The organism is Allorhizobium sonneratiae, assembly GCF_023700755.1.
GTDB lineage: Bacteria > Pseudomonadota > Alphaproteobacteria > Rhizobiales > Rhizobiaceae > Allorhizobium > Allorhizobium sonneratiae.
Map to the genome: position 1 here is coordinate 232,971 of NZ_JAMKOJ010000001.1, position 25,305 is coordinate 258,275.

General features: G+C 57.1%; 21 protein-coding genes and 1 other RNA gene. 8 read left to right on the plus strand and 14 right to left on the minus strand.

Annotation, left to right across the window (positions count from 1 at the left end; translation table 11 throughout):
• Positions 1–41: 41 nt before the first annotated feature.
• Complete coding sequence (locus tag NAC44_RS00950) at positions 42–1,841, minus strand: ABC transporter transmembrane domain-containing protein (protein ID WP_250936951.1); 1,800 nt, start codon at positions 1,839–1,841, stop codon at positions 42–44.
• A gap of 521 nt (positions 1,842–2,362) precedes the next feature.
• Here NAC44_RS00950 and rpmE point away from each other — a divergent pair.
• Positions 2,363–2,584, plus strand: a complete 222-nt coding sequence (gene rpmE, locus NAC44_RS00955; RefSeq protein ID WP_250936952.1) for a 50S ribosomal protein L31 — start codon at positions 2,363–2,365, stop codon at positions 2,582–2,584.
• A gap of 77 nt (positions 2,585–2,661) precedes the next feature.
• Here rpmE and NAC44_RS00960 read toward each other — a convergent pair whose 3' ends face one another.
• The 3 genes from NAC44_RS00960 to NAC44_RS00970 form a co-directional block, all read right to left on the minus strand.
• Positions 2,662–3,552 carry a formate/nitrite transporter family protein gene (locus NAC44_RS00960; RefSeq protein ID WP_250936953.1) on the minus strand — a complete coding sequence of 297 codons (891 nt, stop codon included), beginning with the start codon at positions 3,550–3,552 and terminating at the stop codon, positions 2,662–2,664.
• A 214-nt stretch (positions 3,553–3,766) separates the two neighbouring features.
• Entirely contained in the window at positions 3,767–4,282 is a 516-nt protein-coding gene (gene rcdA, locus NAC44_RS00965) for a protease adaptor protein RcdA (protein ID WP_250936955.1), read from the minus strand.
• 588 nt (positions 4,283–4,870) lie between these two features.
• The gene (locus NAC44_RS00970; protein ID WP_250936956.1) at positions 4,871–6,154 is read right to left on the minus strand and encodes an MFS transporter; all 1,284 of its coding nucleotides are present in this window, start codon (positions 6,152–6,154) and stop codon (positions 4,871–4,873) included.
• A gap of 241 nt (positions 6,155–6,395) precedes the next feature.
• On the opposite strand from NAC44_RS00970, the gene NAC44_RS00975 reads away from it, so the two are divergent.
• On the plus strand, positions 6,396–6,551 hold the full coding sequence (locus tag NAC44_RS00975; RefSeq protein WP_250936957.1) for a hypothetical protein: 156 nt from the start codon (positions 6,396–6,398) through the stop codon (positions 6,549–6,551).
• Between the two features lie 65 nt (positions 6,552–6,616).
• On the opposite strand, the gene NAC44_RS00980 is transcribed toward NAC44_RS00975, so the two are convergent.
• The 4 genes from NAC44_RS00980 to NAC44_RS00995 form a co-directional block, all read right to left on the minus strand.
• A complete protein-coding gene (locus NAC44_RS00980) occupies positions 6,617–7,642 on the minus strand; it encodes a class I fructose-bisphosphate aldolase (protein ID WP_250936958.1) in 1,026 nt (341 codons plus the stop codon).
• Positions 7,643–7,895: 253 nt separating this feature from the next.
• Positions 7,896–9,098, minus strand: a complete 1,203-nt coding sequence (locus NAC44_RS00985; RefSeq protein WP_250936959.1) for a phosphoglycerate kinase — start codon at positions 9,096–9,098, stop codon at positions 7,896–7,898.
• 92 nt (positions 9,099–9,190) lie between these two features.
• Positions 9,191–10,015, minus strand: a complete 825-nt coding sequence (locus NAC44_RS00990) for a TIGR00282 family metallophosphoesterase (protein ID WP_250936962.1) — start codon at positions 10,013–10,015, stop codon at positions 9,191–9,193.
• 12 nt (positions 10,016–10,027) lie between these two features.
• Complete coding sequence (locus tag NAC44_RS00995) at positions 10,028–10,606, minus strand: 5-formyltetrahydrofolate cyclo-ligase (RefSeq protein ID WP_250936964.1); 579 nt, start codon at positions 10,604–10,606, stop codon at positions 10,028–10,030.
• 217 nt (positions 10,607–10,823) lie between these two features.
• On the opposite strand from NAC44_RS00995, the gene NAC44_RS01000 reads away from it, so the two are divergent.
• Positions 10,824–12,872, plus strand: coding sequence for a methyl-accepting chemotaxis protein (locus NAC44_RS01000; RefSeq protein ID WP_250936965.1), 2,049 nt, complete (start codon positions 10,824–10,826; stop codon positions 12,870–12,872).
• A gap of 164 nt (positions 12,873–13,036) precedes the next feature.
• On the opposite strand, the gene NAC44_RS01005 is transcribed toward NAC44_RS01000, so the two are convergent.
• The 4 genes from NAC44_RS01005 to NAC44_RS01020 form a co-directional block, all read right to left on the minus strand.
• A complete protein-coding gene (locus tag NAC44_RS01005; RefSeq protein WP_250936967.1) occupies positions 13,037–13,663 on the minus strand; it encodes an FMN-binding negative transcriptional regulator in 627 nt (208 codons plus the stop codon).
• 264 nt (positions 13,664–13,927) lie between these two features.
• Positions 13,928–14,088: non-coding RNA, 6S RNA (gene ssrS, locus NAC44_RS01010), on the minus strand.
• 64 nt (positions 14,089–14,152) lie between these two features.
• The gene (locus NAC44_RS01015) at positions 14,153–14,497 is read right to left on the minus strand and encodes a cell division protein ZapA (RefSeq protein WP_250936969.1); all 345 of its coding nucleotides are present in this window, start codon (positions 14,495–14,497) and stop codon (positions 14,153–14,155) included.
• A gap of 75 nt (positions 14,498–14,572) precedes the next feature.
• A complete protein-coding gene (locus NAC44_RS01020) occupies positions 14,573–14,827 on the minus strand; it encodes a DUF4164 domain-containing protein (RefSeq protein WP_420839849.1) in 255 nt (84 codons plus the stop codon).
• A gap of 632 nt (positions 14,828–15,459) precedes the next feature.
• Between NAC44_RS01020 and tkt the strand changes: the two genes are divergently transcribed.
• The 3 genes from tkt (at position 15,460) to NAC44_RS01035 (ending at position 20,880) form a co-directional block, all read left to right on the plus strand.
• A complete protein-coding gene (gene tkt, locus NAC44_RS01025; RefSeq protein WP_250936971.1) occupies positions 15,460–17,436 on the plus strand; it encodes a transketolase in 1,977 nt (658 codons plus the stop codon).
• 90 nt (positions 17,437–17,526) lie between these two features.
• Positions 17,527–18,537, plus strand: a complete 1,011-nt coding sequence (gene gap / locus NAC44_RS01030; protein ID WP_250936972.1) for a type I glyceraldehyde-3-phosphate dehydrogenase — start codon at positions 17,527–17,529, stop codon at positions 18,535–18,537.
• A 531-nt stretch (positions 18,538–19,068) separates the two neighbouring features.
• The gene (locus NAC44_RS01035) at positions 19,069–20,880 is read left to right on the plus strand and encodes a potassium/proton antiporter (RefSeq protein WP_250936973.1); all 1,812 of its coding nucleotides are present in this window, start codon (positions 19,069–19,071) and stop codon (positions 20,878–20,880) included.
• A 166-nt stretch (positions 20,881–21,046) separates the two neighbouring features.
• Here the strand turns inward: NAC44_RS01035 and NAC44_RS01040 are convergent, their stop codons facing one another.
• Positions 21,047–21,550, minus strand: a complete 504-nt coding sequence (locus NAC44_RS01040) for a pyridoxamine 5'-phosphate oxidase family protein (protein WP_250936974.1) — start codon at positions 21,548–21,550, stop codon at positions 21,047–21,049.
• Between the two features lie 257 nt (positions 21,551–21,807).
• On the opposite strand from NAC44_RS01040, the gene NAC44_RS01045 reads away from it, so the two are divergent.
• Positions 21,808–22,554, plus strand: a complete 747-nt coding sequence (locus tag NAC44_RS01045) for a YebC/PmpR family DNA-binding transcriptional regulator (protein ID WP_250936975.1) — start codon at positions 21,808–21,810, stop codon at positions 22,552–22,554.
• A gap of 122 nt (positions 22,555–22,676) precedes the next feature.
• Here NAC44_RS01045 and glmM read toward each other — a convergent pair whose 3' ends face one another.
• A complete protein-coding gene (gene glmM / locus NAC44_RS01050) occupies positions 22,677–24,032 on the minus strand; it encodes a phosphoglucosamine mutase (protein WP_250936980.1) in 1,356 nt (451 codons plus the stop codon).
• Between the two features lie 520 nt (positions 24,033–24,552).
• Here glmM and NAC44_RS01055 point away from each other — a divergent pair.
• Complete coding sequence (locus tag NAC44_RS01055) at positions 24,553–25,287, plus strand: class I SAM-dependent methyltransferase (RefSeq protein WP_250936982.1); 735 nt, start codon at positions 24,553–24,555, stop codon at positions 25,285–25,287.
• The last annotated feature ends 18 nt before the right edge of the window (positions 25,288–25,305 follow it).

Consider the following 25,305-nt stretch of genomic DNA (forward strand, 5'->3'; position numbering starts at 1 on the left):
AAAAAAACCCGCATTATGCGGGTTTTTTTATGGATAAACGGTCATTTCGCTGCGGCAATCTCCTGATCGCCAGCATGAAACTGCAGCCGGGCAAGGCGGGCATAAAGGCCCCCCTGTTGCGACAGGCTTTGATGCGTACCTTGTTCGACGACATGGCCGTCGTCGATGACCACGATGCGGTCGGCTTTCAGCACCGTTGCCAGACGATGGGCAATGACGATCGTGGTGCGCGATTGCATCAACTCGTCGAGCGCCTTTTGCACAAGGGTTTCGCTTTCTGCATCGAGCGCGGAGGTTGCCTCGTCAAGCAGCAGGACCGGCGCATTTTTCAGGATGGCGCGGGCAATGGCAATGCGCTGGCGCTGGCCGCCGGACAGCGTCATGCCGCGTTCGCCGACCTCGGTATCATAGGACTGGTCCAGCCTGTCGATAAACTCTGCCGCCTGCGCAGCCTTCGCCGCGGCAATGACCTGCTCGCGGCTGGCGCCGGGACAGCCGAAGGCGATATTGTCATGAATGGTGCCGGAAAAGATCGTTACATCCTGTGGCACCACGGCAATCCTGTCGCGCAGGTCTTTGAGGCTGACCTGACGGATATCGGTGCCGTCCAGACAGATACGGCCGGTGCCGGGGTCGTAATAGCGCAGGATCAGGGAGAAGATCGTGCTTTTTCCGGCTCCAGAAGGGCCGACCAGCGCCACGGTTTCTCCCGCTTCTACGGCCAGGCTCAAACCTTTCAGGGCGGAACGGCCGGGGCGGCTCGGATATGCGAAATGCACGTCCTCGAACCAGACCTCGCCGCGCGTCGGAGCGGGCAGGGGTTCGGGCCTTTTCGGTGACTGTACGGCGGACACCTCGCGCAGCAGTTCGCCCATGCGGTCGGCAGCACCGCCTGCCTGCATCAACTCGCCCCAGACCTCGGAGAGCTGACCGAGAGAGGAGGCGGCCAGAACCGAATAGAGCACGAACTGGCCAAGCGTTCCGGCTGTCATCGTGCCTGCTAGCACATTCTGCGCGCCATACCACAGCACGGCGACAATGCTGCCGAAGACCAGTGTGATGGCGACGCCGGTGAGAAAGGAGCGTGAGCGGATGGCCATGCGGGCGGCATGATAGGCCTCTTCAACAGCAGCATCATAGCGGGCAATGGCGGCCTTTTCTCCGTTGAAGGCCTGCACGGTGCGGGCGGCGGCAATGCTTTCTCCGGCAAAGGCTGCTGCATCGGCCAGCCGGTCCTGAGCGGAGCGGGAGCGGCGGCGCACCTTGCGGCCAAAGGCAATCAGCGGAAAGACGATAACGGGAATGGCGACCAGAACCAGCACCGACAGGCGCGGACTGGTATAGATCATCATCGCCACCGCGCCGATGCACATGATGCTGTTGCGCAGCGCCACCGACGCGCTGGCGCCGACGGCCGATTTGATCTGGGTGGCATCGGCTGTCAGCCGCGAGACGATTTCACCCGAAAGCGTGCGGTCGAAAAAGGCGGCGGACAGGCCGCTGACATGGGCAAAGACCTCGCGGCGCAGATCGGCAACGATGCGTTCGCCGATTGTCACCACATAATAATAGCGCATGGCGCTTGAGACGGCGAGAACCACGGCCAGCACCACCAGCATGGCGAAATATTTGTTGATGAAACCGGCATCCGAGACGGCCAGTCCGTGATCGATCATCCGGCGCACCGCCAGCGGCAGGGCAAGCGTCGTTGCCGCCGCGACAATCAGAAAAAACAGCGCGGCCAGAACCATGCCACGATAACGGGCGAGATAGGGCCTGAGACGCGCCAGCGGTTTCAGCGAGCGGCGTTTTGTCTCGCTTGCCGTTTCTGTATCCGTCATGGTCATCTCCAGTCCGCTTTTCTTTCGTTTTCACTACGGGCGTTTTCGTTCCGCGTCTTGCCGGGTAGGGCGTGATTTTCGCTTTATTGCTCATGCCCTGATGGCGGCGCATTGGGCATCGGGCGAAACGTGGGAACCTGTTTTCGCCAACCCGATGCATCAAAAGCAATCCTGATCGTCCTCTCGAACCGCTTATCGCCTGACCCCGTTCTTCTTCATAGGCCTGCGTGGAGAATGAATAAATGCACTCAGCCGATAAAAACCGCTCACATCTGCGCGTTTGATGGCAAACAGGCCATTTTGCTCCTCAAGATCGATGCAGGCGGAAGGTTCCTTGAAATCCTGCCCGGGAGCGTGTCTCTTTGCTGTTCCGGCTCTTGTTATCCTGACAGGGTTCATGTATAGGCACCCCATCCAAATTATGAGCTAGGGACGAGGACGTTCCCATGGCTTGATCTAATGTAGCGGGCCGGCTGACGCAATTGCGGCAAATGGACCCTCCGGCACAGCAGGAACACGTTATGAAGTCTAATATTCATCCCGACTACCACAAGATCAAGGTGGTCATGACCGACGGCACCGAATACGAAACCTACTCCACCTGGGGTTCGGAAGGCGCTGTGATGAACCTCGAAATCGATTCCAAGTCGCATCCGGCATGGACAGGCGGCAACCAGCAGCTCGTTGACCGTGGCGGCCGCGTTTCCAAGTTCAACAAGCGTTTCGGCGGCCTTGGCCTCTGAGCATCGTTTGATGTCTGACAAAAAGCCCGGCTTTTGCCGGGCTTTTTTATTGTAGGCTTTGCTTCTCCTGAGGGCGGTCAGTTCTCGAAAAGCTCGTCGGCTATCTGGGCGTAGCTGATCAGGGCAAACAGGGCGGCGCCGCCGATGATATTACCGGCAAGGGCAGGCACGAAAAATTGCCAGAGCGCCTGGAAAACCCCAAGTTCTCCCTTAAAGACCAGCAGAAAGGCTTCCACCGAGCCGGCAACGATATGGGCAAGCCCGAACAGCGCGATCAGATAGGTGATCAGGGCGATGACCAGAAAGGAAGCGCTTTGGGCGGAAGGCAGGAGCCAGACAATGGTGGCGATCAGCCAGCCGGCCATGATGCCATGCATGAAGGTGGCCGATGCCGAATGGCTGGTGGTTTCACGGGCAATGGCAAGTGCGGCCTCCTGCACACCTGGGGCATAAAACAGATCGGTGGCAAGCGCCAGCCCGAACAGCGCCGTTCCCGCCATGTTGGCGAGAAAGACCAGGCACCATAAGCGCAGAACGCTCAGCCCGCCCGAAAGCCCTGGACGGGCAAGAAAGGGTAAAACCGCGCTCAGGGTGATTTCCGTAAAAAGCTGCTGGCGGGCGAGAATGACGATGATGAAGCCGACAGAATAACCCCAGCATTCCACCAGAGGCCGCCAGGGCGCATCCGGCAGATGGTCGCGCAGTGCAGCCTGCGTCAGGACCGAAAAGCCGATGGAAAGGCCTGCGGCAAAGCCGGACCAGATCAGGCTGCTGGTGGGGCGGGAAAGCTCGTCCTCGCCTTCCTTGCGCACAATTTCATACACGGCGACGGGCCGAAGCTTGGCCCTGTCTTCCACCTCCTCCTGATCCTTGCGGCTGAGGCCCGGACTTTTGCTTTGATGCGGCTTCTGCGCGCGCTGTGCCGAAGGCTTAAGGGCGGGTGTCGAAGATTTTTCAGAAGAAGACATGAAGGCGCAGCCGATCCTGATGATGTAAACCTCTCACACCAATGGTCGGCATGCGGTTTGGTTCCAGCGGCTGAACGCAGGATCAGGAATCGATTGTCATAATGGCTTGCGGGCCGGGTTTGCGGCAGAGCGTGTCGTTGTGCAGTCCTCGCCAAACAGTAAATGCCCGGCTGGATTGGTCCAACCGGGCATGTGAAAAAATGCAAAGGAAGATTCAGTTCAGGCCAAAGGCTGTACGCAGCAGATTCAACTGTGCCTGAACGCTGTTTTCATTGTCGGGCATGATTGCCGCTTCATTCGGGCGGTAGATCTCCCGGTCGAGCAGGGCAATGCGGTTTTGCAGCCGCAGCGACCGTTCGATCAGTTCACGAAAGGCTTCCGGCAGATCGTTCCAGCCTGGTGCGTTCTTGTCGACATTGAAGCCGTCGAGACGGACCTTGCTTTTTTCGGCAAGAACCTGATCGCGCGACATTTCGCCATTGTTGACGGCGCGCTGCAAAAGCAGCCATGAGGCCATCTGCATCAGCCGTGTTGTCAGTCGCATGGATTCAGCTGCATAAAGAACGGATGCCATGCGCGGCAACACCTTGGCGGCGGCGCGTCCGGGTCCGTCCAGATAGGCGGCGGTTTCTTCTACCAGTCCCATGCCTTCGGCATAGGTTGCCTTGAATTGCGGCGACGAGGCGGCACGCCCGGCAAAGCTGACCGTATTCAATCCGAGTTCCGACATCGACATTATCCCTGTCTTACGCATCACTTCTTAACTCGTGCGGCCTTCGACGATGTCCAGCCGCTTTTCATGGACATCACGATGCTATCATTAGCGCAGTTGCGCAAGTTGTTTCTTAAGGAAGGGTTAATTCCCACAGTTTTAGGTAAATGTTGAAGATCATAAAAAAAGAGCCGCAAAAGCGGCTCTCAAGGTAAAACAGGGAGAAAAATCAGACCAATTCGCCAGTTGGAGAAACCGCCTGAATCCAGAAGTACTGGATAACCCAGAGAATTTCATAGAATGCTTAATGAATGATTAATATTGCTTCAGACTGATATGGAAAAGCGCATGCAACTTCATCCTCAGTCATTCACGGGTTTTTTCTACATCCGATAGGGGCTTTAATATTTTGAATGACTTATCTGCGCTTTTTCCCGAGATCAGTGCAAGATTCCAGCTTTGAGCCATATTTGGCCTGTGGTTGCGGCCAAATGGGGACTTTTCTTGGCATGGCGCAAAGTGATTCGCTTGCCCGAAGCTTGCGCAGGCGGCAAGGACTCGTGCTCCGCAAGATGGTGCCAGACGGGGTTTTCGGGGCTTGCTGCCTCAGGAGGCGGCGCGCAGGGCCGTTTCGGCCTGCGTATCTGCCCGATCGGCACGCGGGTCGAGCTCGGCCGATTGCGGCGTAACCGTCAGGGTCGAAAGCGGCGCGTGGCTGGTGGAGAAGTTTTCCTTCTCGTCCTGTGAAGGGGCAGCCCGCACGCGGCTCCTTAAAATGGCGTAGATGACAATCAGCCCATGGGCGAAGGCCGTGACGGCAAAAAGCGCATAGGGGCCAAGAGCCGTCATCACCGGGCCGCCAAGCGTGGGGCCGATGATGGTGCCGATGCCGTAAAGCAGCAGCAGACCGCCGGAGACTTTGACGAAATCGCCGCTTTCGGCAAAGTCGTTGGCATGGGCGACGGCGATGGGATAGAGCGTGTTGGCGGCTGCGCCGTAAAGGGCGACCATCGGAATGAGCAGGGTGGCACCATGGGGTTGCAAAAGCAGCAGCAGCAGTGCCGCAACGAGGCAGAGCAGCGACAGGCCCGCCATCACAAACCGCCGGTCAATTCTGTCGGAGAGCCTGCCTGCGGGAAACTGCGCCAGCGCTCCGGCAAAGATGGTGATGCTCAGCATGCTGGCTATCGTTACATCGCTCAACCCCACTCGAGCGCCAAAGACGGCTGAAAGCGTACCATAAGCACCATTGGCGGTGCCGATCAGCAGAATGCCGATACAGGAAACAGGTGAGTTTTTGTAGAGATTAGGCAGGTCGAGCTTGACCGAACTCAAGGGTTGTGGCGAGGCGGCATTGGACATGGTCGTCGGCAGCATGGCCAGGCAATAGAGAATGCCGCAGATCATAAACAGCACCGGCGTGTGAACATCGGCGAAGGGCAGGATCATCTGGCCGCCGACGGCGCCGAACAGGGTCGAGGCGATATAGAAGGAAAAGATCGCGCCGCGGCTTTCATTGGTGGCGCGCTCGTTGAGCCAGCTTTCGATGATCATCGAGGTTCCGGCCGTGCAAAATCCGGTGATGGCGCGAAGTCCCACCCAGACATAGGGGTTGACGGCAAGGCCATTCAAAAGCGCAATAATGGCGATGACGGCAATGAAGCTGGAAAAGGCGCGGACATGGCCGATGCGCATGACCAGTTTCGGTGAGAAAAAACAGCCGAGAACAAAGCCGATGGCCCAGGATGTGCCAAGAAAGCCGAGAATTTCGTTGGAATATCCTTCCGCTGAACCGCGAACCGGAAGCAAGAGGCCGTAAAGGCCATTGCCGAGATAGAGGAACAGGGTGCCGAGCATGAGTGCAAGAACGGGAAGGATTTTACGCGCCATGGAGGATCACTTCAAATTCTGACTGTGGTTGGCTGCCGCTGCCTGGTTCCTCGCACACCGTTTAACGATCTGCCGGATGGGCCCTGCTCTCGGATCACGATATGAAGGCCCGGGATTGAGCCCACGGATGGAAGGGGATATGCGACACATGATCATTCTGTCGGCAAACGCATGTATAATGCATGTGTTCCCTGTCGCACACTTCTTCTAACGAAATTAGGGCAGCGGGTCTGAACACTTCATGAATAAACTGATTTCGCTGTTCCTGATTTTGATGATGGCGGTGCAGATCATGCGTCCGCTGAACCTTCCGGGTCTTAAAAGGCGGCAGGATTTCTGGAAGCTGGCTGTTGCCGCTTTCGTCATCTGGACGGTGACGATCCTGATCCGGCCCTGATCTGGCTCTGAAAAAGAAAAACCCCGCCGGATGGCGGGGTCTGCTGCATGATAGGCCGGGGATAATCAGGCGGCCCGTTCCAGATCTTCCTTCCAGGTGCCGAGAGCGGCAAGGCTGTTCATTCTGGCGCGATGGGTAAAGGCGCGCTGACCGGCAGCGACATTTTCCGGGCGTCCGCCCCAGGCCTTGAGAGCGCTGTCCTGCAGGCCGCGGCCATAGGAATAGGTCAGTTCCCAGGGCAGGTCGAAACCGGCATTCATGGCGGAAAGATGCGCGGTTGCCTCTTCCACGGTCTGACCGCCGGAGAGGAAGGCAATGCCTGGCACAGCGGAAGGCACCGTGGCTTTCAGCACCTGAACCGTGCGCTCGGCGACCTCTTCCACCGAAGCCTTGCGCAGATTCTTGCCGTCGATCACCATATTCGGCTTCAGGATCATGCCTTCGAGCGAAACGCGGGCGTCATAGAGATCGGTAAAGACGGTGCGCAGCACCCATTCGGTTACTTCAGCGCATTTGGCAATGTCATGCGTGCCGGGCGCGCCGTCCATCAGTACTTCCGGCTCGACGATCGGCACGATGCCAGCTTCCTGGCAGAGCGCGGCATAGCGGGCGAGTGCCTGTGAATTGGCCTTGATCGCGCCCCATGTCGGCAGGCCATCGGCAATGGCGATCACGCCGCGCCATTTGGCAAAGCGGGCACCCGCCTTGTAATAGCTGTCGAGGCGTTCGCGCAGGCCATCAAGGCCCTCGGTGATGGTTTCACCGGGGAAACCTGCCATCGGCTTTGCGCCGCAATCGACCTTGATGCCGGGAATGGAGCCAGCGGCTTTGATGACATCAACGAAAGGTGTGCCGTCGGCAGCTTTCTGAAACAGGGTTTCTTCGTAGAGAATCACACCGGAGATGTATTTTTTCATCGCCTCATCGGCGCGAAACAGCATTTCGCGATAGTCGCGACGGCTGGTTTCGGTGGATTCAAGCCCGATCGTGTCGAAACGTTTCTTGATGGTGGACGTGGATTCGTCCGCGGCCAGAAGCCCCTTGCCATTCGCCACCATGGCGACGGCGATGTCTTCAAGTCTCTCACGCATGTCCATTCTCCCGAAAACGTGACTGATCGTTATCGCCTAACAGAAGAATGTGTCAGGAGAAATAGGCACTTAAGTTATTGAAACGATTGAATTCATTTCAATCGTTTAAAAATTCGCAATTTTTTCTAAAAAAATTCAATCGCAATTTGGTTCCTTGTTGAAAACTATTTAATTTTGTTATGGGGTAAAATAAAAACGCACGTCCCGGCTGACCAGGGCGTGCGCTGCTACGGACAAAACTGTGGTCTCGCTATCAGGCTGTCTTGCTCAAAACGGCAACGCCGGGAAGTTCCTTGCCTTCCATCCATTCGAGAAAGGCACCGCCAGCGGTCGAGACATAGGAGAAGTCGTCGGCGACGCCGGCATGATTGAGGGCCGAGACCGTATCGCCGCCTCCGGCCACGGATACGAGCTTGCCCGTGCGGGTGCAGTCAGCGGCATGTTTGGCCGCGGCAACGGTGGCCGTATCGAAGGGGGTGATTTCAAACGCGCCGAGAGGGCCGTTCCACACCAGCGTTGCCGCCTTGCCAATCCACTGATTGACCTTATCGACGGATTTCGGCCCGACATCGAGCATCATCGCATCGGCGGGAATGGCCGAGACGGTCACGGTTTCATGGGCGGCATTGGCCTTGAATTCGCGTGCCACGACACCGTCTTCCGGCAGTACGATGGTGCAGCCTGCGGTTTCGGCTTCAATCATGATCTCGCGGGCGGTTGCGGCCAGATCATGCTCGCACAATGATTTACCGACATCGATGCCTTGCGCGGCGAGAAAGGTATTGGCCATGCCGCCGCCGATCACCAGGGCATCGACCTTTTTCACCAGATTGGTGAGCAGGTCGATCTTGGTCGAGACCTTGGCGCCGCCGACAATGGCGACCACCGGGCGGGCGGGGTTGCCAAGTCCCTTTTCCAGCGCCTCAAGCTCGGCCTGCATGGTGCGGCCGGCATAGGCGGGCAGGTGATGGGCGAGACCTTCCGTCGAAGCATGGGCGCGGTGGGCGGCGGAAAAGGCGTCGTTGACGTAGAGATCGCCGTTTTTCGCCAACTCGGCGGTGAAGGCAGCGTCGTTCTTTTCCTCGCCTTTGTGGAAGCGGGTGTTTTCCAGAAGCAGGATATCACCGCTGTTCATCCGGGCAATCGCGTCTTGCGCCCTCTCACCGATGCAATCGGCAGCGAAGGCGATGGCCTGATCCAGCACTTCCTCGACGGCTGGCACGATCTGGCCAAGCGACATATCGGCGACCGCTTCGCCCTTGGGGCGACCGAAATGGGCGAGAAGAATGACTTTTGCGCCTTTGGCCGACAGTTCCTTGATCGTCGGCGCAACGCGCTCAATGCGGGTCGCATCCGTGACCTTGCCTTCACTCACAGGCACATTGAGGTCAACGCGGACAAGCACGCGCTTGCCAGAGATATCATGAAGATCGTCGAGCGTCTTGAAAGCCGGCATGGTCACATTCCCGTTCTAAACCGATTGAAATAGATGCGCTGTTGCGTGCGGACCTTACACCGCTTGCGGTGCGAGGCAAGTTCTGTTGTCGATCAAACCCAGAAATCGGGCAGGGTTTCGGCAAGGCGCGGGCCAATCCTCAGCGGGGCGATTTTTTCAGCAAGGCCGGTCCTGTCGGAAATCTCGACGCCGACGCCGCAGAGCGTGGCCGGTCCATGGGCGGCTTCAAAACGGCCTTTCGGCATTTTCGAGATGAAGCGGTTGAGCGGCTCTTCCTTGTCCATGCCGAGCGAGGAATCGTAATCGCCGCACATGCCCGCATCCGACATATAGGCGGTGCCGCCATTCAATATCTGATGGTCTGCGGTTGGCACATGGGTGTGGGTGCCGACAACGAAGCTGGCTCTCCCATCGACGAAATGGCCGAAACATTGTTTTTCGCTGGTGGCTTCGGCATGAAAATCGAAGACGATGGCGTCGGCCTGCTCCTTTAGCGGGCAGGCGTCGAGAATGGCTTCCGCCGCCTTGAAGGGATCGTCCAGCTCCGGATGCATGAAGACCCGACCCATGACATTCGAGACGAGAACGCGCGCGCCGTTACGGGCATAATACAGCCCGGAGCCCTTGCCGGGCGTACCGGCGGGATAATTGACCGGCCGCAGGAACTGGTCATGACGGGTGGAAAAGGAAACGGCCTCTTTCTGGTCCCAGACATGGTTGCCGGTGGTGACGACATCGGCACCGGCATTCAGTGTTTCGAGAAAGATATCCTCGGTGATACCAAAGCCGCCAGCGGCATTTTCGCCATTGACGATGACGAAATCCAGTTTCAGATCGGCAATCAGGCCCGGCAGTTTCTCCCACACAGCCACCCGGCCCGTCTTGCCCACCATGTCACCCAGAAAAAGCAGCCGCATTCGATTGTCCTGTCACGCCTTAAACCTGCGATAGCCGCTTTCGGTGATGATCCCATTCAGGGCGACATCATGCGGCTCGAAGGGCACTTCTGCCACTTCCTGACAGTCGAATGCAATGCCGATCAGAAGCGGATTTCGATCTTTCTCATGTAATCGGGCAATGGCGCGGTCATAATGGCCGGCGCCATAGCCGATGCGATTGCCTTTCCCGTCGAAGGCGGCAAGCGGTATCAGCAGGATATCGGGATCGACCACTTCAGCCTCTGGACCCGGCCCCATTGTGCCGAAGCCGGTCTTCACCAGAGCCATATCCGGCATCCACAGCCGGAAGCAGATTGTCTGGCGGTCCAGCACCACCGGCAGGCAAAGGCGCGCTCTGGCGTCGGCAAGCCTTCTCATCAGCGGCATCACATCCACTTCCGAGCGAATAGGATAAAACCCGGAAACCACTGTGCCCGCGGCAAAATCAATTGCCGCCGCGCCATGACGGGCAATGGCCTGCGAATACAGGATATGCAACTCTGGGTTTATATTGTCGCGGCAGTCAAGGCTGGTCTTGCGTAATTCGGCTTTGGTCAGGGCATTGCACATTGGGCTGAACTCTTGGTCTTTATGGAGCAGGATAGGCACGTTACAGGTGCAAAAAACCCAATCTTAACATTTGGCAGCTAATTTCATTCTAAAGTTTAAGAGGTCTTTTCCTCATATCAACAATACCTGTCAGGAAAAGCAGACGGGTTCAAGCAATATTAATGGGGCGTTTGCTTCCTGTTTGGCGCAGACGATTTACAGAAAAAGGGTTGGCATCATGAAAATCCTGCCACGGTTCGGTCTCGTGCAAGCTGTCACAGTGATGGGCTCGCTCATTCTCATTTTCAGTCTTGCCGCGGTTGCCTGGACGATTTCCGGTATCATCGACCGCAAGGTCGCCAGTGACGCCGTTGCCAGCCAGAATGCCAGCCTCAGGGTTGCAGCCACGCTTTTGGAGCGGGATCTTCCCGGTGTGAAGGTGCGCTGGGCGGCCAATGGCGATGTTGACAGGATTACGGCGCCGTCACTGCCGAAAAGTTTCGCCAGTCATGACATGATCGACAGCATTGGCCGGATGACCGGTCAGACGGCAACGCTGTTCACGCTGGACGATGCCGGAACTGGCTTCATCCGCCGCACGACCAATATCGTCAAGCCGGATGGCAAGCGCGCCGTTGGAACCGCGCTTGATCCGAAAGGTGCCGTGTTGCCGGTCATTCAGGCAGGCAAAACCTATAGCGGCAAGGCCGTTATTCTCGGCACACCCTATTACACGATTTATCAGCCGATCTTCTCCGATACGGACAAGGTCATCGGCATTTTGTATGCGGGTGTGCGCCAGGCCGATATCGCCAGCATCGGCAATGATATCAGCTGGGCGATTGCCATGACCTCGATCGTGGCCTTGGTGCTGTCGGTCTGTCTTCTGGTGTTTCTGACCCGCAGGATCATGCGGCCCATTCCCAATTTGACGGCTGCGGCTGAGCGCCTTGCCGAGGGACATACGGAATTCGACATTCCCCATCTCGATCTGAAGAACGAGATTGGCAGTCTTGCCCACGCGCTCGAGGTCTTCCGGCATGATGCGATGAAAAAGCGCCAGCTGGAGCAGGAAGCACTGGCCGCGCAGGAACGCAACGAGGCAGAACGCAACCGCCGCGAGGCGGAAAAGGATGCCTATTCGGCGGAGCGCCGGCGTTGCGCCGATGCGCTGGCTGTGGCACTCAATCGGCTCAGCCAGGGCGATCTGACGGTACGGATCGATGAAGTCTTCATGCCGGAACTGGAAACCCTGCGTCAGGACTTCAACAATTCCGCCGTCAATCTCGGCCTTGCCTTTGCCCGTCTCCGCGCAGAGGCGACCAATGTGGATGCCAGCGGCCAGGAAATGCGCAGCGCCGCCAACGATCTGGCCAGCCGCACCGAACGTCAGGCGATTTCGCTGGAAAAAACCTCCTCCGCGCTGGAAGAGGTGACCGTGACAGTGCGCGCCACTGCCGAGCGCGCGCAGGAAGCCTCTACCCTTGCCGCCGAAGCCGAGCGCAGCACCAAGGGCTCGTCCGATGTCGTTTCCGCAGCCGTGGATGCCATGGGCCGGATCGAGCAGGCGTCGAGCGAAATTTCCAAGATCATCAATGTCATCGACGAGATTGCCTTTCAGACCAATCTTCTGGCGTTGAATGCAGGGGTGGAAGCTGCCCGTGCCGGAGAGGCGGGCAAGGGCTTTGCCGTCGTCGCCCAGGAGGTGCGCGAGCTTGCCCAGCGCTCAGCCAATGCCGCCAAGGATATCAAAGGTCTGATCACCAAATCCGGCGAGGAAGTGGCCGGCGGCGTCAAGCTGGTGCGCGAAACCGGCGATGCGCTCGGCTCGATTGCCGGGCAGGTGGCCCGTATCAACAGCCTGATCGCCGATATGGCGGCCTCTTCACGCAAACAGACCGACGGTTTGCAGGACATCAATGCCTCGGTCAACCAGATGGATCAGTTTACCCGTGAAAACGCTGCCATGGTCGAGGAAGCCAATGCCGTGACCCACAAACTGGCCGAAAGCGCCAGCGCGCTGGTCAACCTCATCGCGCAGTTCAGGATCGGGAAAGAGATGGCATCGCCCGCCGTCACGCAGCCCGCGCAACCGGCTTCTGCCGCCGCTGCATCCTCGATGCGCGCAACGCAGCCTGCCGCAAGGATCAAGCCAGCGGTCGAATCCACCCGCCCGGTTCACTCACCGGCCCGCTCGATGATGGGTCGTCTTGCCGGTGCTTTTGCCTCCAAGGGTGGAGTTGTCGCCTCCCAAAAGACTGATGAGGCAAACTGGGAAGAATTCTGAGGCTGATAAGCCGCAACGTGCTTTACAGCGCTGTGCGCCAAATATGGCGAACGGCGCTGTAACACTTTTTATCTGCTGCATCATTTTCACCTTCAATCTCACCCGATTTCAGGAATGATGCAGTAAGAGGTGATACGTCGGTCGCGGATGTTCGCACCGCCGTTTTATTTGGGCACCAAGGCCGCCATGATGGATGCTGACCCTGTGTCTTTTTCCAGCAAGCCGTTGCGCACGCCATCCCGGTCGGCCTCGTTGCGGTTCTGGCTGGCCTTCAGCTTGCCCTCGATAAGCGTGACATTGATTTCAATGCCGACAATGCCTTTGAGTTGGCCTGCCACATAGGGTTCCGGTGCATCTTCCAGCGCCCAGGGGCGAGGATGGTCAGCTTCCTGCTGGTCTGTCAGCAGTTTGACCTGATGCCGCAGCCAGTCACTGTCATGGTGGACACGCACATGGCCGCGCACCTGCACCAGCTGATAATTCCAGGTCGGGACGACCTTGCCGGTTTCCTGCTTGGTTCGATACCAGCCGGGTGAGATATAGTGATCGGGGCCCATAAACACGACAAGGGCTTCAACGTCCTTCTCCAGCGCCTGCCATTGCGGATTGGCCCTGGCAAGATGGGCAATAAGAGAGGTCTTGCCGTCAGGTTCGGATTTCAGGAAAAATGGAACGGGATTGGCCAGAAGGCCTGCCGTTCCGGAAGAAATCAGCAATCCAAGCGGATGCTGGCGGATGAATGCGTGGAGCGTATCGATCTCCGTCTGGCGAAAATGCGGCGGTTGATACATGCTGTGTCCTTCATCGAGAGCATCGGCGCTCTCACCTGTTCCTTTTGCAGCCCAGCTTTAGAGCATTGTCCCGAGAAAAGTGTGAAGCGCTCTAGCGGTCCTCGTTTCACCCGTCGGATTCTGCCGTAGAGACATCCCAAACGTCTTCTAGCCAAGGAAGCTGACGCATCGTCTATGTCTTGGTGTCACAGGGGGGCTGTCAGCGTCTTATAAACGCATGCGCTGCAAGAGCGAAAGCGGAATGAACCGGAAATGGCTGAGAAAGTGCGATCCACGGCAACCGATGGAAATAAGTACGATCCTGGGAGCCTACAAAGTAGGTGGGCGCCATATGGCCAGACCCACGGGCCTGGTCAGGGACAGCTCCCTCAAGATCGGGTATGGCCCCAGGGATTGTGAGTTCCTGTCGAGAGGCGCAGACCGCAACTAAGATATAGGATGAATGCCGCTTTTGCGCCAGAGGCGGCAACGGGCAAAAGACTATTTATTTCAGGGATGCTGCGGCTCATGAGGATTGCTGAGCCTGCCGGTCAGTTCGTTCAGCCGTTCGGTCAGCGTCAGGATGGCGTTGACAATGTCTTCCTCGCGTTGATCGGCATGTCCGTTCGACTGCTCGAGGTTGGCAAGGCGCCGTCGCATCTCCTGGAATTCGTCCATGATCATGATGGCCGCCATCACCGTCAGGCGCAGATCGCCGATTTCACCAAACTGGTGCTTCAAGTGGCCGACATAGCGGTCAAATTCGGTGGCAAGGCCGATCAGGTGCTGTTCCTGGCCTTCCTCGCAGGCCATGCGATAGGCCTTTCCGTCAATAGTAACCGTCACCTGTGCCATATGCGTCCGATTTTCTCACTTTCGTCACTTGCAGTATCGCAGGGTCTGGCACATTGCGATGCCATGGCCTGCCGATCAACGATCCAGAACGGCCCTGATGGTTTCCATGGCCGTGACCAGACGCCGGGAAACCTCACGATTGACCTCTTCCAGACGGTTGGCGCGAAACTGCGATTGGTCAAGCTCCTGGGCAAGGCGGGCGCGATCGGCATGAACGCGCCGCACTTCAAGCTCAATGTCCACTTTGACCCGGTCAACGTCGAGGCGCATCTCAACGGCGTTTTCCAGGTTGGTCATGGCCTGATGCAGGGCACTGATCGCCGCCGCCATTCTGTCCGTCGCCATTCTCATCCATTCCGGTTCCGGTTCATCCTGCCTGTTACAGCATCGTGCGCTTTGTCAAACCCGCATGAAAGGCTGCAACGCTTTCAATCCACTGCATAATCCTAAAAAACGTATCCGCTGGCCAGAATCATGCGTCAGGCAGGTATCCGTTGCAGTTTTAAGATCCCCGATTTTCAGCTTCATTCTATCGCGGAAGACTTATGCGAAGCCTGTCCGGACAGGTCGAATCGACGTTTCAAATTTTAATTGCCTCTTGACACTAAGCAGACTTTCTTTTGCAAGCCAATCTTTCATCAGCAAGGATTCTCGGGTTTTCCGCAGCTTCTCGTGGCAAACCTGTTTCACGCTTTTGCGTGTGGCCACGTCTGCAGCATCCTGGTTGGTCATCCCGCTATTGTCCGTTATGGCTGGCCGGTGGTTCGCAAACGCACGCTTTGGCCTTTGCCTATCATTCGGGATTTGCACATAAAAAAGGCGAAGTGCGAAAAATATTTCGCAAGCCGCTCAAAAACTCCGCCCTTTGTTGACTTGCCCGTGTCACCTGTTAAGGATTTTGGACTTCCAGTCGTTTGTCGTCTGGCAAACCTCGTTCAAGTCCCGGAACAGGCGGAATAGTCATGATTTCTCCCGAAAAACACAGCCGGATGGCCAATGCGATCCGCTTCTTGTCCATGGATGCGGTCGAAAAGGCCAATTCCGGCCATCCCGGCATGCCGATGGGCATGGCCGATGTCGCAACCGTGCTGTTCAGCCGCTATCTGAGCTTCGATCCCAAAGCGCCGAAATGGCCCAATCGCGACCGCTTCGTGCTGTCGGCCGGTCATGGCTCGATGCTGCTTTATTCGCTGCTCTATCTGACCGGCTATGATGACATCAGCATTGATGACATCAAGAATTTCCGCCAGCTTGGCGCCAAGACCGCGGGCCATCCGGAATATGGCCACGCAGACGGCATCGAAACCACGACCGGTCCGCTCGGCCAGGGCATCGCCACCTCTGTCGGCATGGCGATTGCCGAAAAGAAGCTGGCCCAGGAATTCGGCCACGACCTGATGGATCACTATACTTACGTGATCGCTGGCGACGGCTGCCTGATGGAAGGCATCAGCCAGGAGGCGATTTCGCTCGCCGGTCATCTGAAGCTCAACAAACTGATCGTCTTCTGGGACGATAACGGCATTTCCATCGATGGGGCCATATCGCTTGCCGACAGCACCGATCAACATGCCCGTTTCCGCGCTTCCGGCTGGAACACGCTGGCCGTTGACGGTCACGATCCGGAAGCGATTGCTGCGGCCATTGATGAGGCCCGTACGTCCGACAAGCCGACGATGATTGCCTGCAAGACGGTGATCGGTTTCGGTGCGCCCAACAAGGCCGGCACCCATAAGGTGCATGGCTCGCCGCTTGGCGCGGAAGAGATTGCCGCCACCCGCAAGGCGCTCGGCTGGGATGCAGAACCCTTCGTCGTGCCCGCCGATGTGCTCGACGCCTGGCGCGAGGCCGGCAAGCGCGGCGCGCCGGTGCGTGAGGCCTGGGAAAAGCAGCTTGACGCCTCGGCCAACAAGGTGGAATTCAACCGTCGTTTTGCCGGAAAGCTGCCTGAAGGCTTCGATGCCGCCATCGACGCCTACAAGAAGAAGCTCGCCGAGACGAAACCGACGCTTGCCACACGCAAATCCTCCGAGGATGCGCTGGAGGTGATCAATGGCATCGTTGCCGAGACGGTTGGCGGCTCCGCCGACCTGACCGGCTCGAACAACACCAAGACCAGCCAGACCAAGTCGATCACACCGACGGATTTCTCCGGCCGCTACATCCATTACGGCATTCGCGAACACGGCATGGCGGCGGCGATGAACGGCATTGCCCTGCATGGCGGTCTCATTCCCTATTCCGGCGGCTTTCTGATCTTTTCCGATTATTGCCGTCCGTCGATCCGCCTGGCGGCGCTGATGGGCATCCGCGTCATTCATGTTCTGACGCATGATTCGATCGGTCTTGGCGAGGATGGCCCGACCCACCAGCCGGTGGAGCAGATGGCGGCGCTGCGCGCCATTCCCAATCTGATGATGTTCCGTCCGGCCGATGCGACCGAGGTGGCGGAATGCTGGCAGATTGCCCTTGAACATCAGGACCGTCCCTCCGGTCTGGCGCTGACACGGCAGAATCTGATTGCCGCCCGCACCAGCTATTCGGCGGAAAACCTTTCCGCCAGAGGCGCTTACGAGCTCATCGGTGCTGAAAACGCCAAGGTTTCGATCTTTGCGACCGGTTCGGAAGTCGAGCTGGCGATTGGTGCGCAGAAGGCGCTCTCCGAGAAGGGCATTGCCGCCCGCGTCGTTTCCGTGCCGTGCTTCGAGCTGTTTTTTGAGCAGCCCGACGATTACCGCAAGGCGGTGATTGGTGACGCGCCGGTGAAGATTGGCGTCGAAGCGGCCATCCGTCAGGGCTGGGATGCGATCATCGGTTCCGATGGCGCCTTCATCGGCATGCATTCCTTCGGTGCCTCAGGCCCCTACAAGGAACTCTACAAACATTTCGGCATCACCGTCGAGGCGATTGTCGAGGCAGCCGAAACCCGTCTGGGTTGAGGTCGCCGGTCCGGCTGAGAGGCCGGACCATTCCCGGATTGCTCCGGCACGGGCTGTCGGAGCCGACACTGACCATCAGGAGTGATTTCTATGACTGTGAAAGTTGCCATCAACGGCTTCGGGCGTATTGGCCGCAATGTGCTGCGTGCCATCGTTGAATCGGGCCGTACCGATATCGAAGTCGTGGCCATCAATGATCTCGGCCCGGTCGAGACCAATGCCCATCTGTTGAAATATGACAGCGTCCATGGCCGTTTCCCGGTTGAAGTGCGTGTTGAGGGCGATTCCATCGTCGTCAACGGCAAGGCGATCAAGGTAACCGCGATCAAGGACCCGGCCACCCTGCCGCATGGCGAACTGGGTGTCGATATCGCCATGGAATGCACGGGCATCTTCACCGCCCGCGACAAGGCTGCCGCCCATCTGACGGCTGGCGCCAAGCGCGTGATCGTGTCTGCTCCGGCCGATGGTGCCGACCTGACCGTGGTTTACGGCGTCAACCATGACAAGCTGACCAAGGACCATATGGTCATCTCCAACGCCTCCTGCACCACCAACTGCCTTGCGCCGGTGGTCAAGGTGCTGAACGATGCGGTCGGCATCGATCACGGCTTCATGACGACGATCCATTCCTACACCAACGATCAGCCGTCGCTTGACCAGATGCACAAGGATCTCTACCGCGCCCGTGCTGCGGCGCTGTCGATGATCCCGACATCCACCGGTGCGGCCAAGGCTGTCGGCCTGGTTCTGCCGGAGCTGAAGGGCAAGCTGGATGGCACCTCCGTGCGCGTCCCGACCCCGAATGTCTCGGTCGTTGACCTGAAATTCGTCGCCAAGCGTGCCACCACGGTGGAAGAGATCAACGAAGCGATCAAGGCCGCTGCAAATGCTGGTCCGCTCAAGGGCGTTCTCGGCTATACCGAAGAAAAGCTCGTCTCGCGCGATTTCAACCACGATCCGCATTCCTCGATCTTCGCCATCGACCAGACCAAGGTTCTGGAAGGCACCTTTGTTCGTATCCTCACCTGGTACGACAATGAATGGGGCTTCTCCAACCGCATGAACGATACGGCTGTGGCCTTTGCCAAGCTGATCTGATCTGATCTGATCTGATCGATACAGATGCTTTTTCATGGACGGATCGGGAAACCGGTCCGTCCATTTTATTTTACCACTGCCCTAATAGGATCATGATTTCCTCTGTATATTCTTGTTCTCTTTTGAAATTTGCAGATGTGTGGTCCGCGAATGATCCGGCAGTAGACAGCCTCTAGAGCATTTCACTGTTTCACGGAAACAGTGAAATGCTCTAACTCTTTGTTTTTACGCATTTCCGGACGGAAAACCGTTTTACACTTTTCTCGGGATACTGCTCTAATGTGTCTGAAGGCCATAGCGCGACAGATTCCTATTGGGCGCATCGGGTTGGTGAAAAACCGGTAACCACTTTTCCCTGACAAACTCCAAGCGCTTTGGGCAGTCGGGCTGTTGGCCACATGAGCAAAAAAAATTCTATTGCTTTGGAAAAATTGCGCTTTCCAAAGTATTCCTTCATTGTTTTGCACCTTTTTCGTGGGTTAGATTCATGAAGGGCGACGCAGCATGAAAGCAGGTAAAAGGGGTTAGGGGTTGGAGCATTTCTATATCGTCACACTGGTCTTGACGGCCCTTATTCTGCTGGCGGCTTTTTCCAGTCTGATTGCGTTTCGCTTCGGCGCGCCCTTGTTGCTTCTGTTCCTGATCATCGGTCTTCTGGCGGGAGAGGATGGTCTCGGCCTGCATTTCAACAATCATTCGGTTGCCTATACCATCGGTTCGCTGGCGCTGGCGGTGATCCTGTTCGATTCCGGCTATCACACGCCCTTGCAGGCCTTTCGTCAGGCCGCGGGACCGTCGATCACCATGGCGACCTTCGGCGTGTTGCTGACGGCGGGCAGCTTCGGGCTTCTGGCAGCTTGGATCCTGAATTTTTCCCTGTTGCAGGGGCTGCTGCTCGGCTCCATCGTTGCCTCCACCGATGCGGCAGCGGTGTTTTTCCTGCTGCGTATCGGCGGCATTAACATTCGCGACAAGGTGCGATCATCGCTGGAAGTGGAATCGGGCACCAACGATCCCATGGCGATCTTTCTCACCATGGCGATTGCGGGCATGTTGTCGGCGGGCAAGGATCACGCCGGTTTCGATATCGGCGTGGTGCGGCTGTTTCTCGAGCAGATGGGGCTTGGCCTCATTCTCGGCCTGCTCGGTGGTGCTGCCATCGTGGTGATCGTCAAGAAAATTCCGATCGATCGCGGATTGTTGCCGATCATCGTGCTGGCGCTGTCCATGGTGGTGTTTTCCTATACAGGTGCCATCGGCGGCAGCGGCTTTCTCGCCGTCTATGTCGCAGGTATCTATGCTGGAAACCGCAAGATCCCCGGCAATGCCAGCATTACCCGGTTTCAGGAGGGTATGACCTGGCTGGCGCAGATCATCATGTTCCTGGTGCTTGGGCTTTTGGCCACACCGTCGCAGTTCATCGGCATTCTGGTGCCCGGTGTCGTGCTCGGCCTGTTTCTCGTCTTTGTCTCCCGTCCGCTGGCAACATGGCTCTGCCTGATACCTTTTGACTATACCCAGCAGGAAAAAAGCTTCATTTCCTGGGTGGGCCTGCGCGGCGCCGTTTCGATCCTTCTGGCCATCGTGCCGGTGCTCTCCGGGCTCAAGCACGCAGAAACCTATTTCAATATCACCTTTATCGTGGTGATGATTTCGCTGGTGCTGCAGGGCTGGACGATCAAGCCGATGGCGAAAAAGCTCGGCCTGATCATTCCGCCGCGCATTGGTGCCATCGACAAGGTGGAGCTCGATCTGCCCGGTGCCGCCCATCACGAGCTGCTCTCCTATCGCGTTGTCGCCGACAGTCCGGTGCTCAGGGGCGAGCGCATTCCGCGTTGGGCCATGCCCTCGCTGGTAATCCGTGATGGCAAATCCATGCGCTATCAATATGCCGGGCGGCTTCGCGAAAACGATCAGGTCTATCTCTTCATCGCGCCGGGCTATTCGCGGCTGCTTGACCGGCTCTTTGCCAGCAAGGCCCCGGTGGAGGAAGATGACAGCGAGTTCTTCGGTACATTTACTCTCTCGCCCAGCCGCTCGGCGGCAGAGCTTGATGCCGCTTACGGGCCGGGCCTGATCAGCGATGTGGAAAAGCAGAAATCCCTTGCCGAACTGATGGAAAGCCGTCTCAATGGCCGGGCCGAATATGCTGACCGCGTTCGGCTTGGCCATCTGATCCTGATTGTCCGCGATATCGACGAGAACGGCCATATTTCCGCCGTCGGCCTGTCGATGGAAGCGGTGGCGCCACGTGACAATGTGCCGACCTTCCTCAGCCTGACCCGGCTGCTGCAATGGCTGGCAAGCCTGCCCAAAAATGTGCGGAAGCAGTGGCAGGGTTAGAGCATTTTCAGGCAAAGTGCATAGCTGTTTTCCGTCCGGAAATGCGTAAACACAAAGAATTAGAGTATTTCACTGTTTCCGTGAAACAGTGAAATACTCTAGGATATAAAAGCAGGACGTAGGAGAGGGGGTAGCCATTCCCCCTCGGTCCCGTGTAGATTGCGCCTTAGGCAAAGGTCAGGTGATGATGTTCCCCGACATGGGGCAGCTTTTCCGGCTGCGTGTTGGCCTTGGCGATTTCCCAGCCGAATTTTAGCGGATTGCCGGTTGAGGCCCAGATTTCGGCATCATCGATATGGAGCGCCAGCATGGTCAGCGCCGGATCGTTCTTGCCCTCCTGAAACCATGCTTCCACGACAGAGCTCCAGTATTCATCGATCTTGCCCCGGTCATGGCGGATCTCGATTACGCCGGACAGACAGGCGTGATAATCGTGGTTCTTGCCGATGACACAGAACATCGCTCGGCTGCCGGGGCGAAGTGCCTCGGTCAATTCCCCATCGGTGCGGGTGAAAAACCAGATCGTATTGGTTTTCGGATCGCCGTAAGGCGCCATGGGCTGCATGGGCAGGGTGGAGCCGACAAGGCCCAGCATTCCGGCATGAATGTTGTCGATTTCCTTCCACAGCTGGGCGACGGGCTCTTCACGGGCTTCTGACAGACTGACCATGTTGCATGTCCTTTCTCTTGACTGTTCTTCTTGGAAAAGCAACGGCAGGAGCGCGGTATTGTTCCCGCAAAGGCGCGGTCGCATCCCGAGCCTTTCTGCTTGAATGGCGGGGGACAGGGCCTTATAAGAGCGCCACTTGCTTGCAGGCAAAAGGTCGGATCAGCTCCGTCCCGATCACCGCAGATGACAAGCGGAACCTGTGCCTGAGGGCGCGTTCCGGTTTTGAAAAGACGATAAACAGATATCGCAGGGGTGCCATGGCTGGCCATTCACAGTTTAAAAACATCATGCACCGCAAGGGAAAACAGGATTCCGTGCGGTCGAAAATGTTCTCCAAGCTCGCACGCGAAATCACCGTTGCGGCCAAGACGGGCATGCCCGATCCGACAATGAACCCGCGCCTGCGTCTGGCGATCCAGAACGCCAAGGCGCAGTCCATGCCGAAGGACAATATCGAGCGCGCCATCAAGAAGGCCGCCGGCAATGACGGTGAAAACTATGATGAGGTCCGTTACGAGGGCTATGGTCCGGGCGGTGTTGCCGTCATCGTCGAAGCGCTGACCGATAACCGCAACCGCACAGCCTCCAATGTCCGCTCGATCTTTTCCAAGGCCGGCGGTGCACTCGGGGAAACCGGCTCGGTGTCCTTCTCCTTCGACCGCGTCGGCGAAATCGTCTACAAGAGCGAAGCAGGCGATGCCGACAAGATCATGGAAGCCGCCATCGAGGCCGGCGCCGAAGACGTGATCAGCGATGAAAGCGGCCATACGGTGATCTGCGGTTTCGAGGATATGGGCGAGGTCTCCAAGGCGCTCGAAGCCGTACTTGGCGAGGCCGAATCGGTCAAGGCGATCTGGAAGCCGCAAAACACCGTGCCGGTGGATGAGGAAAAGGCCCAGTCGCTGATGAAGCTGATCGACAATCTCGAAGACGATGACGACGTGCAGAACGTCTATGCCAATTTCGAGGTTTCGGAAGAAGTCATGGCCAAGCTCTCGGCCTGATTTTTTCGGATATATGCGGAACAGAAAACCCGGCTGTGAGCATCACAGCCGGGTTTTGTTATTTGATAGTCTCGACGCCTATCATCCTCGGCTCCAGGCCGACGATGAGAAGGGGATAGGTATCAGGCCGCTTCATCACGGGCATTGGCGATGACGCCGACGAGATCGTTGACGATCTGTTCGATCTGGCTGCGGTCGTCGCCTTCGGCCATGACGCGGATCAGCGGCTCGGTGCCGGAGGGACGGATGACCAGACGGCCATTGCGCGCCAGCTGACTTTCAGCATCGGCAATCGCCTCCTTGACGCTTTTCATTTCCAGCGGCTTGCCGCCGGCAATGCGGACATTGCGTAACAGCTGCGGCACGGGTTCGAAACGGCGGCAGATCTGGCTGACGGTCTTGCCGGTGCGCTTGACGGCGGCGAGAATCTGCAAGGCGGCAACAAGGCCGTCGCCGGTGGTGCCGTAATCCGACAGCACGATATGGCCGGATTGTTCGCCGCCGACATTGAAGTCGTGATGGCGCATATGTTCGACCACATAGCGGTCGCCGACCTTGGTGCGTGCCAGCGTCAGGCCCTGATCGTTGAGGAAGCGCTCCAGCCCGAGATTGGACATGACAGTGGCGACAATGCCGCCGCCCTTTAAAAGCTTGTCATTGGCAAAGCTTTCGGCGATCACCGCCATCAGCTGGTCGCCATCGACGATGGCCCCGGTCTCATCGACGATGATCACCCGGTCGGCGTCGCCATCGAGTGCGATACCGATATCGGCGCGCACTTCATGCACCTTTTTCTGCAAGGCGGCGGGATGGGTGGAGCCGCAATCCAGATTGATGTTTGTTCCGTTTGGCGTGTTGCCGATGGTGACAACCTCGGCACCCAATTCCCACAGCGCGGCGGGGGCGACCTTGTAGGCTGCGCCATTGGCGCAATCAATGGCAATCCTTAGCCCGTTCAGCGTCACGTCGCGCGGCATGGTGCGTTTGACGAATTCAATATAGCGGTAGATGTCGCCATCGACGCGCTTGGCGCGTCCTATATCCTCAGCCTTGGCCAGCGGCAGCGGCTCGTCCTGATCGAGCAGGGCCTCGATACGCGCCTCGATCTCATCGGACAGCTTGTAGCCATCCGGTCCGAACAGCTTGATGCCGTTATCGGCAAAGGGATTGTGCGAGGCCGAGATCATGACGCCGATATCGGCGCGCAGTGAGCGCGTCAGCATTGCGACCGCCGGTGTCGGGATCGGCCCGAGCAGGAAGACATCGAGCCCGGCGGCGGTAAAGCCTGCCACCAGCGCCGTTTCGAGCATATAGCCGGAAAGCCGCGTATCCTTGCCGATCACCACCCGGTGACGATGATCGCCGCGCCGGAAAATCGTGCCGACGGCAATGCCGACCTTCATGGCCAGATCGGGTGTCATGGGAAAGACATTCGCTTGTCCTCGAATGCCATCGGTTCCGAAATAACGACGCGCCATTTCAACTCCAAATCCAGAACGTGTCCTTCAGACGGTGCATCTCGCTCAGTCTGTTTCACGCTCAATGCCACAAATGTCGGCAAACAGCACGTAAATTAACGTCAAAGCAGCTTATAAGCTGTGACTGGCGCCTTGAAAGCCAGTGTCGCTTTTATCCTGAAATGGAGCGGATGAATCTGCGTTTCAATTCCATTGAAACGGACCGGTATTTTCGCTTCTTTGGTGCGCAGTTTATCGCCCCTTGCCTTGTTCTGGTCGTATGCTGCCGCAAACAGGTATTCTATGGGGCTTCCCGAAATTCCTTCTTAAAGGATTTTCGTATCGGTCTCTAAAGCGCTTGTAGAGCTATAAATAATCATTTTAAAACCCCTGAAAATTGTTAGGATTTTTTGTTATTATTGCTCAATTTAAAATTAAATTTTGAAATTATGTTTTTGCAAGCTTCACGCGATTTTGTGTGTCTATATTTATACTGGATGATTCGTCATGGGGCCGAAGTCTGAATATTCAGGGGACGTTTATGTTTGAGCAGTATGAATATTATGAGAAAATCTCTGACCATATCGATAAGGTCATCGATTTTATAAATAGTATTCCGGAAAATAAAATTTACGATATAAATTATATCGAAAATTTCATTATTCATGAAATTGGATTGAATAATGAATATCTCGAGCAGCAGCCGCCGGAATTGGGAGATTATTTCGGAAAAGGCCTGCATTTGTGGCAATATCCACGTCAGCTTGCGCGTTACATGGTCTGGTTGTCCTACAACGCGCAAAATATGACGTCGTATTGTGAGATTGGCTGCCGTTGGGGTGGTACATTTATCGTCGTGAACGAGTGGCTGAAAAAGATCGGAGCGCCGATTGAGTTTTCACTTGCAATCGATCCTGTGCCAGCGACACCTTTCATCAAGCGCTATATGGAAATCTCGGACACACCGGTTCATTACATCCAGAACCTGTCGACCTCACGGGACGTCATTGATTATCTCACCTGTGCCAAGCCGTCGATGGTGTTCATTGATGGCGACCATTCCATGAATGGCGTCATGTTCGATCATCTGCTCGTCCGGAAGTTTGCCGATATCATCGTGCATCACGATGTTGCTTCGGATGCGTGTCCCGCAACGACGCTGTTCTGGAGTTATGTCAAACAAGCCGAGGATGGCTTCGAAGCAAGCGAGTTTACGCAGCAGTACGACTCTGTGCCCGGTAATTTCCTGGGTATTGGCGTGCTGAAAAGGCTTTAGCTCTTTGTGACAGAGCCG

Excerpts from the sequence above, each read along its gene's own strand:
- NAC44_RS00950 (WP_250936951.1), bottom strand. The coding sequence starts at position 1,841 with ATGACGGATACAGAAACGGCAAGCGAGACAAAACGCCGCTCGCTGAAA.
- rpmE (WP_250936952.1), top strand. The coding sequence starts at position 2,363 with ATGAAGTCTAATATTCATCCCGACTACCACAAGATCAAGGTGGTCATG.
- NAC44_RS00960 (WP_250936953.1), bottom strand. The coding sequence starts at position 3,552 with ATGTCTTCTTCTGAAAAATCTTCGACACCCGCCCTTAAGCCTTCGGCA.
- rcdA (WP_250936955.1), bottom strand. The coding sequence starts at position 4,282 with ATGTCGGAACTCGGATTGAATACGGTCAGCTTTGCCGGGCGTGCCGCC.
- NAC44_RS00970 (WP_250936956.1), bottom strand. The coding sequence starts at position 6,154 with ATGGCGCGTAAAATCCTTCCCGTTCTTGCACTCATGCTCGGCACCCTG.
- NAC44_RS00975 (WP_250936957.1), top strand. The coding sequence starts at position 6,396 with ATGAATAAACTGATTTCGCTGTTCCTGATTTTGATGATGGCGGTGCAG.
- NAC44_RS00980 (WP_250936958.1), bottom strand. The coding sequence starts at position 7,642 with ATGCGTGAGAGACTTGAAGACATCGCCGTCGCCATGGTGGCGAATGGC.
- NAC44_RS00985 (WP_250936959.1), bottom strand. The coding sequence starts at position 9,098 with ATGCCGGCTTTCAAGACGCTCGACGATCTTCATGATATCTCTGGCAAG.
- NAC44_RS00990 (WP_250936962.1), bottom strand. The coding sequence starts at position 10,015 with ATGCGGCTGCTTTTTCTGGGTGACATGGTGGGCAAGACGGGCCGGGTG.
- NAC44_RS00995 (WP_250936964.1), bottom strand. The coding sequence starts at position 10,606 with ATGTGCAATGCCCTGACCAAAGCCGAATTACGCAAGACCAGCCTTGAC.
- NAC44_RS01000 (WP_250936965.1), top strand. The coding sequence starts at position 10,824 with ATGAAAATCCTGCCACGGTTCGGTCTCGTGCAAGCTGTCACAGTGATG.
- NAC44_RS01005 (WP_250936967.1), bottom strand. The coding sequence starts at position 13,663 with ATGTATCAACCGCCGCATTTTCGCCAGACGGAGATCGATACGCTCCAC.
- NAC44_RS01015 (WP_250936969.1), bottom strand. The coding sequence starts at position 14,497 with ATGGCACAGGTGACGGTTACTATTGACGGAAAGGCCTATCGCATGGCC.
- NAC44_RS01020 (WP_420839849.1), bottom strand. The coding sequence starts at position 14,827 with ATGGCGGCGGCGATCAGTGCCCTGCATCAGGCCATGACCAACCTGGAA.
- tkt (WP_250936971.1), top strand. The coding sequence starts at position 15,460 with ATGATTTCTCCCGAAAAACACAGCCGGATGGCCAATGCGATCCGCTTC.
- gap (WP_250936972.1), top strand. The coding sequence starts at position 17,527 with ATGACTGTGAAAGTTGCCATCAACGGCTTCGGGCGTATTGGCCGCAAT.
- NAC44_RS01040 (WP_250936974.1), bottom strand. The coding sequence starts at position 21,550 with ATGGTCAGTCTGTCAGAAGCCCGTGAAGAGCCCGTCGCCCAGCTGTGG.
- NAC44_RS01045 (WP_250936975.1), top strand. The coding sequence starts at position 21,808 with ATGGCTGGCCATTCACAGTTTAAAAACATCATGCACCGCAAGGGAAAA.
- glmM (WP_250936980.1), bottom strand. The coding sequence starts at position 24,032 with ATGGCGCGTCGTTATTTCGGAACCGATGGCATTCGAGGACAAGCGAAT.
- NAC44_RS01055 (WP_250936982.1), top strand. The coding sequence starts at position 24,553 with ATGTTTGAGCAGTATGAATATTATGAGAAAATCTCTGACCATATCGAT.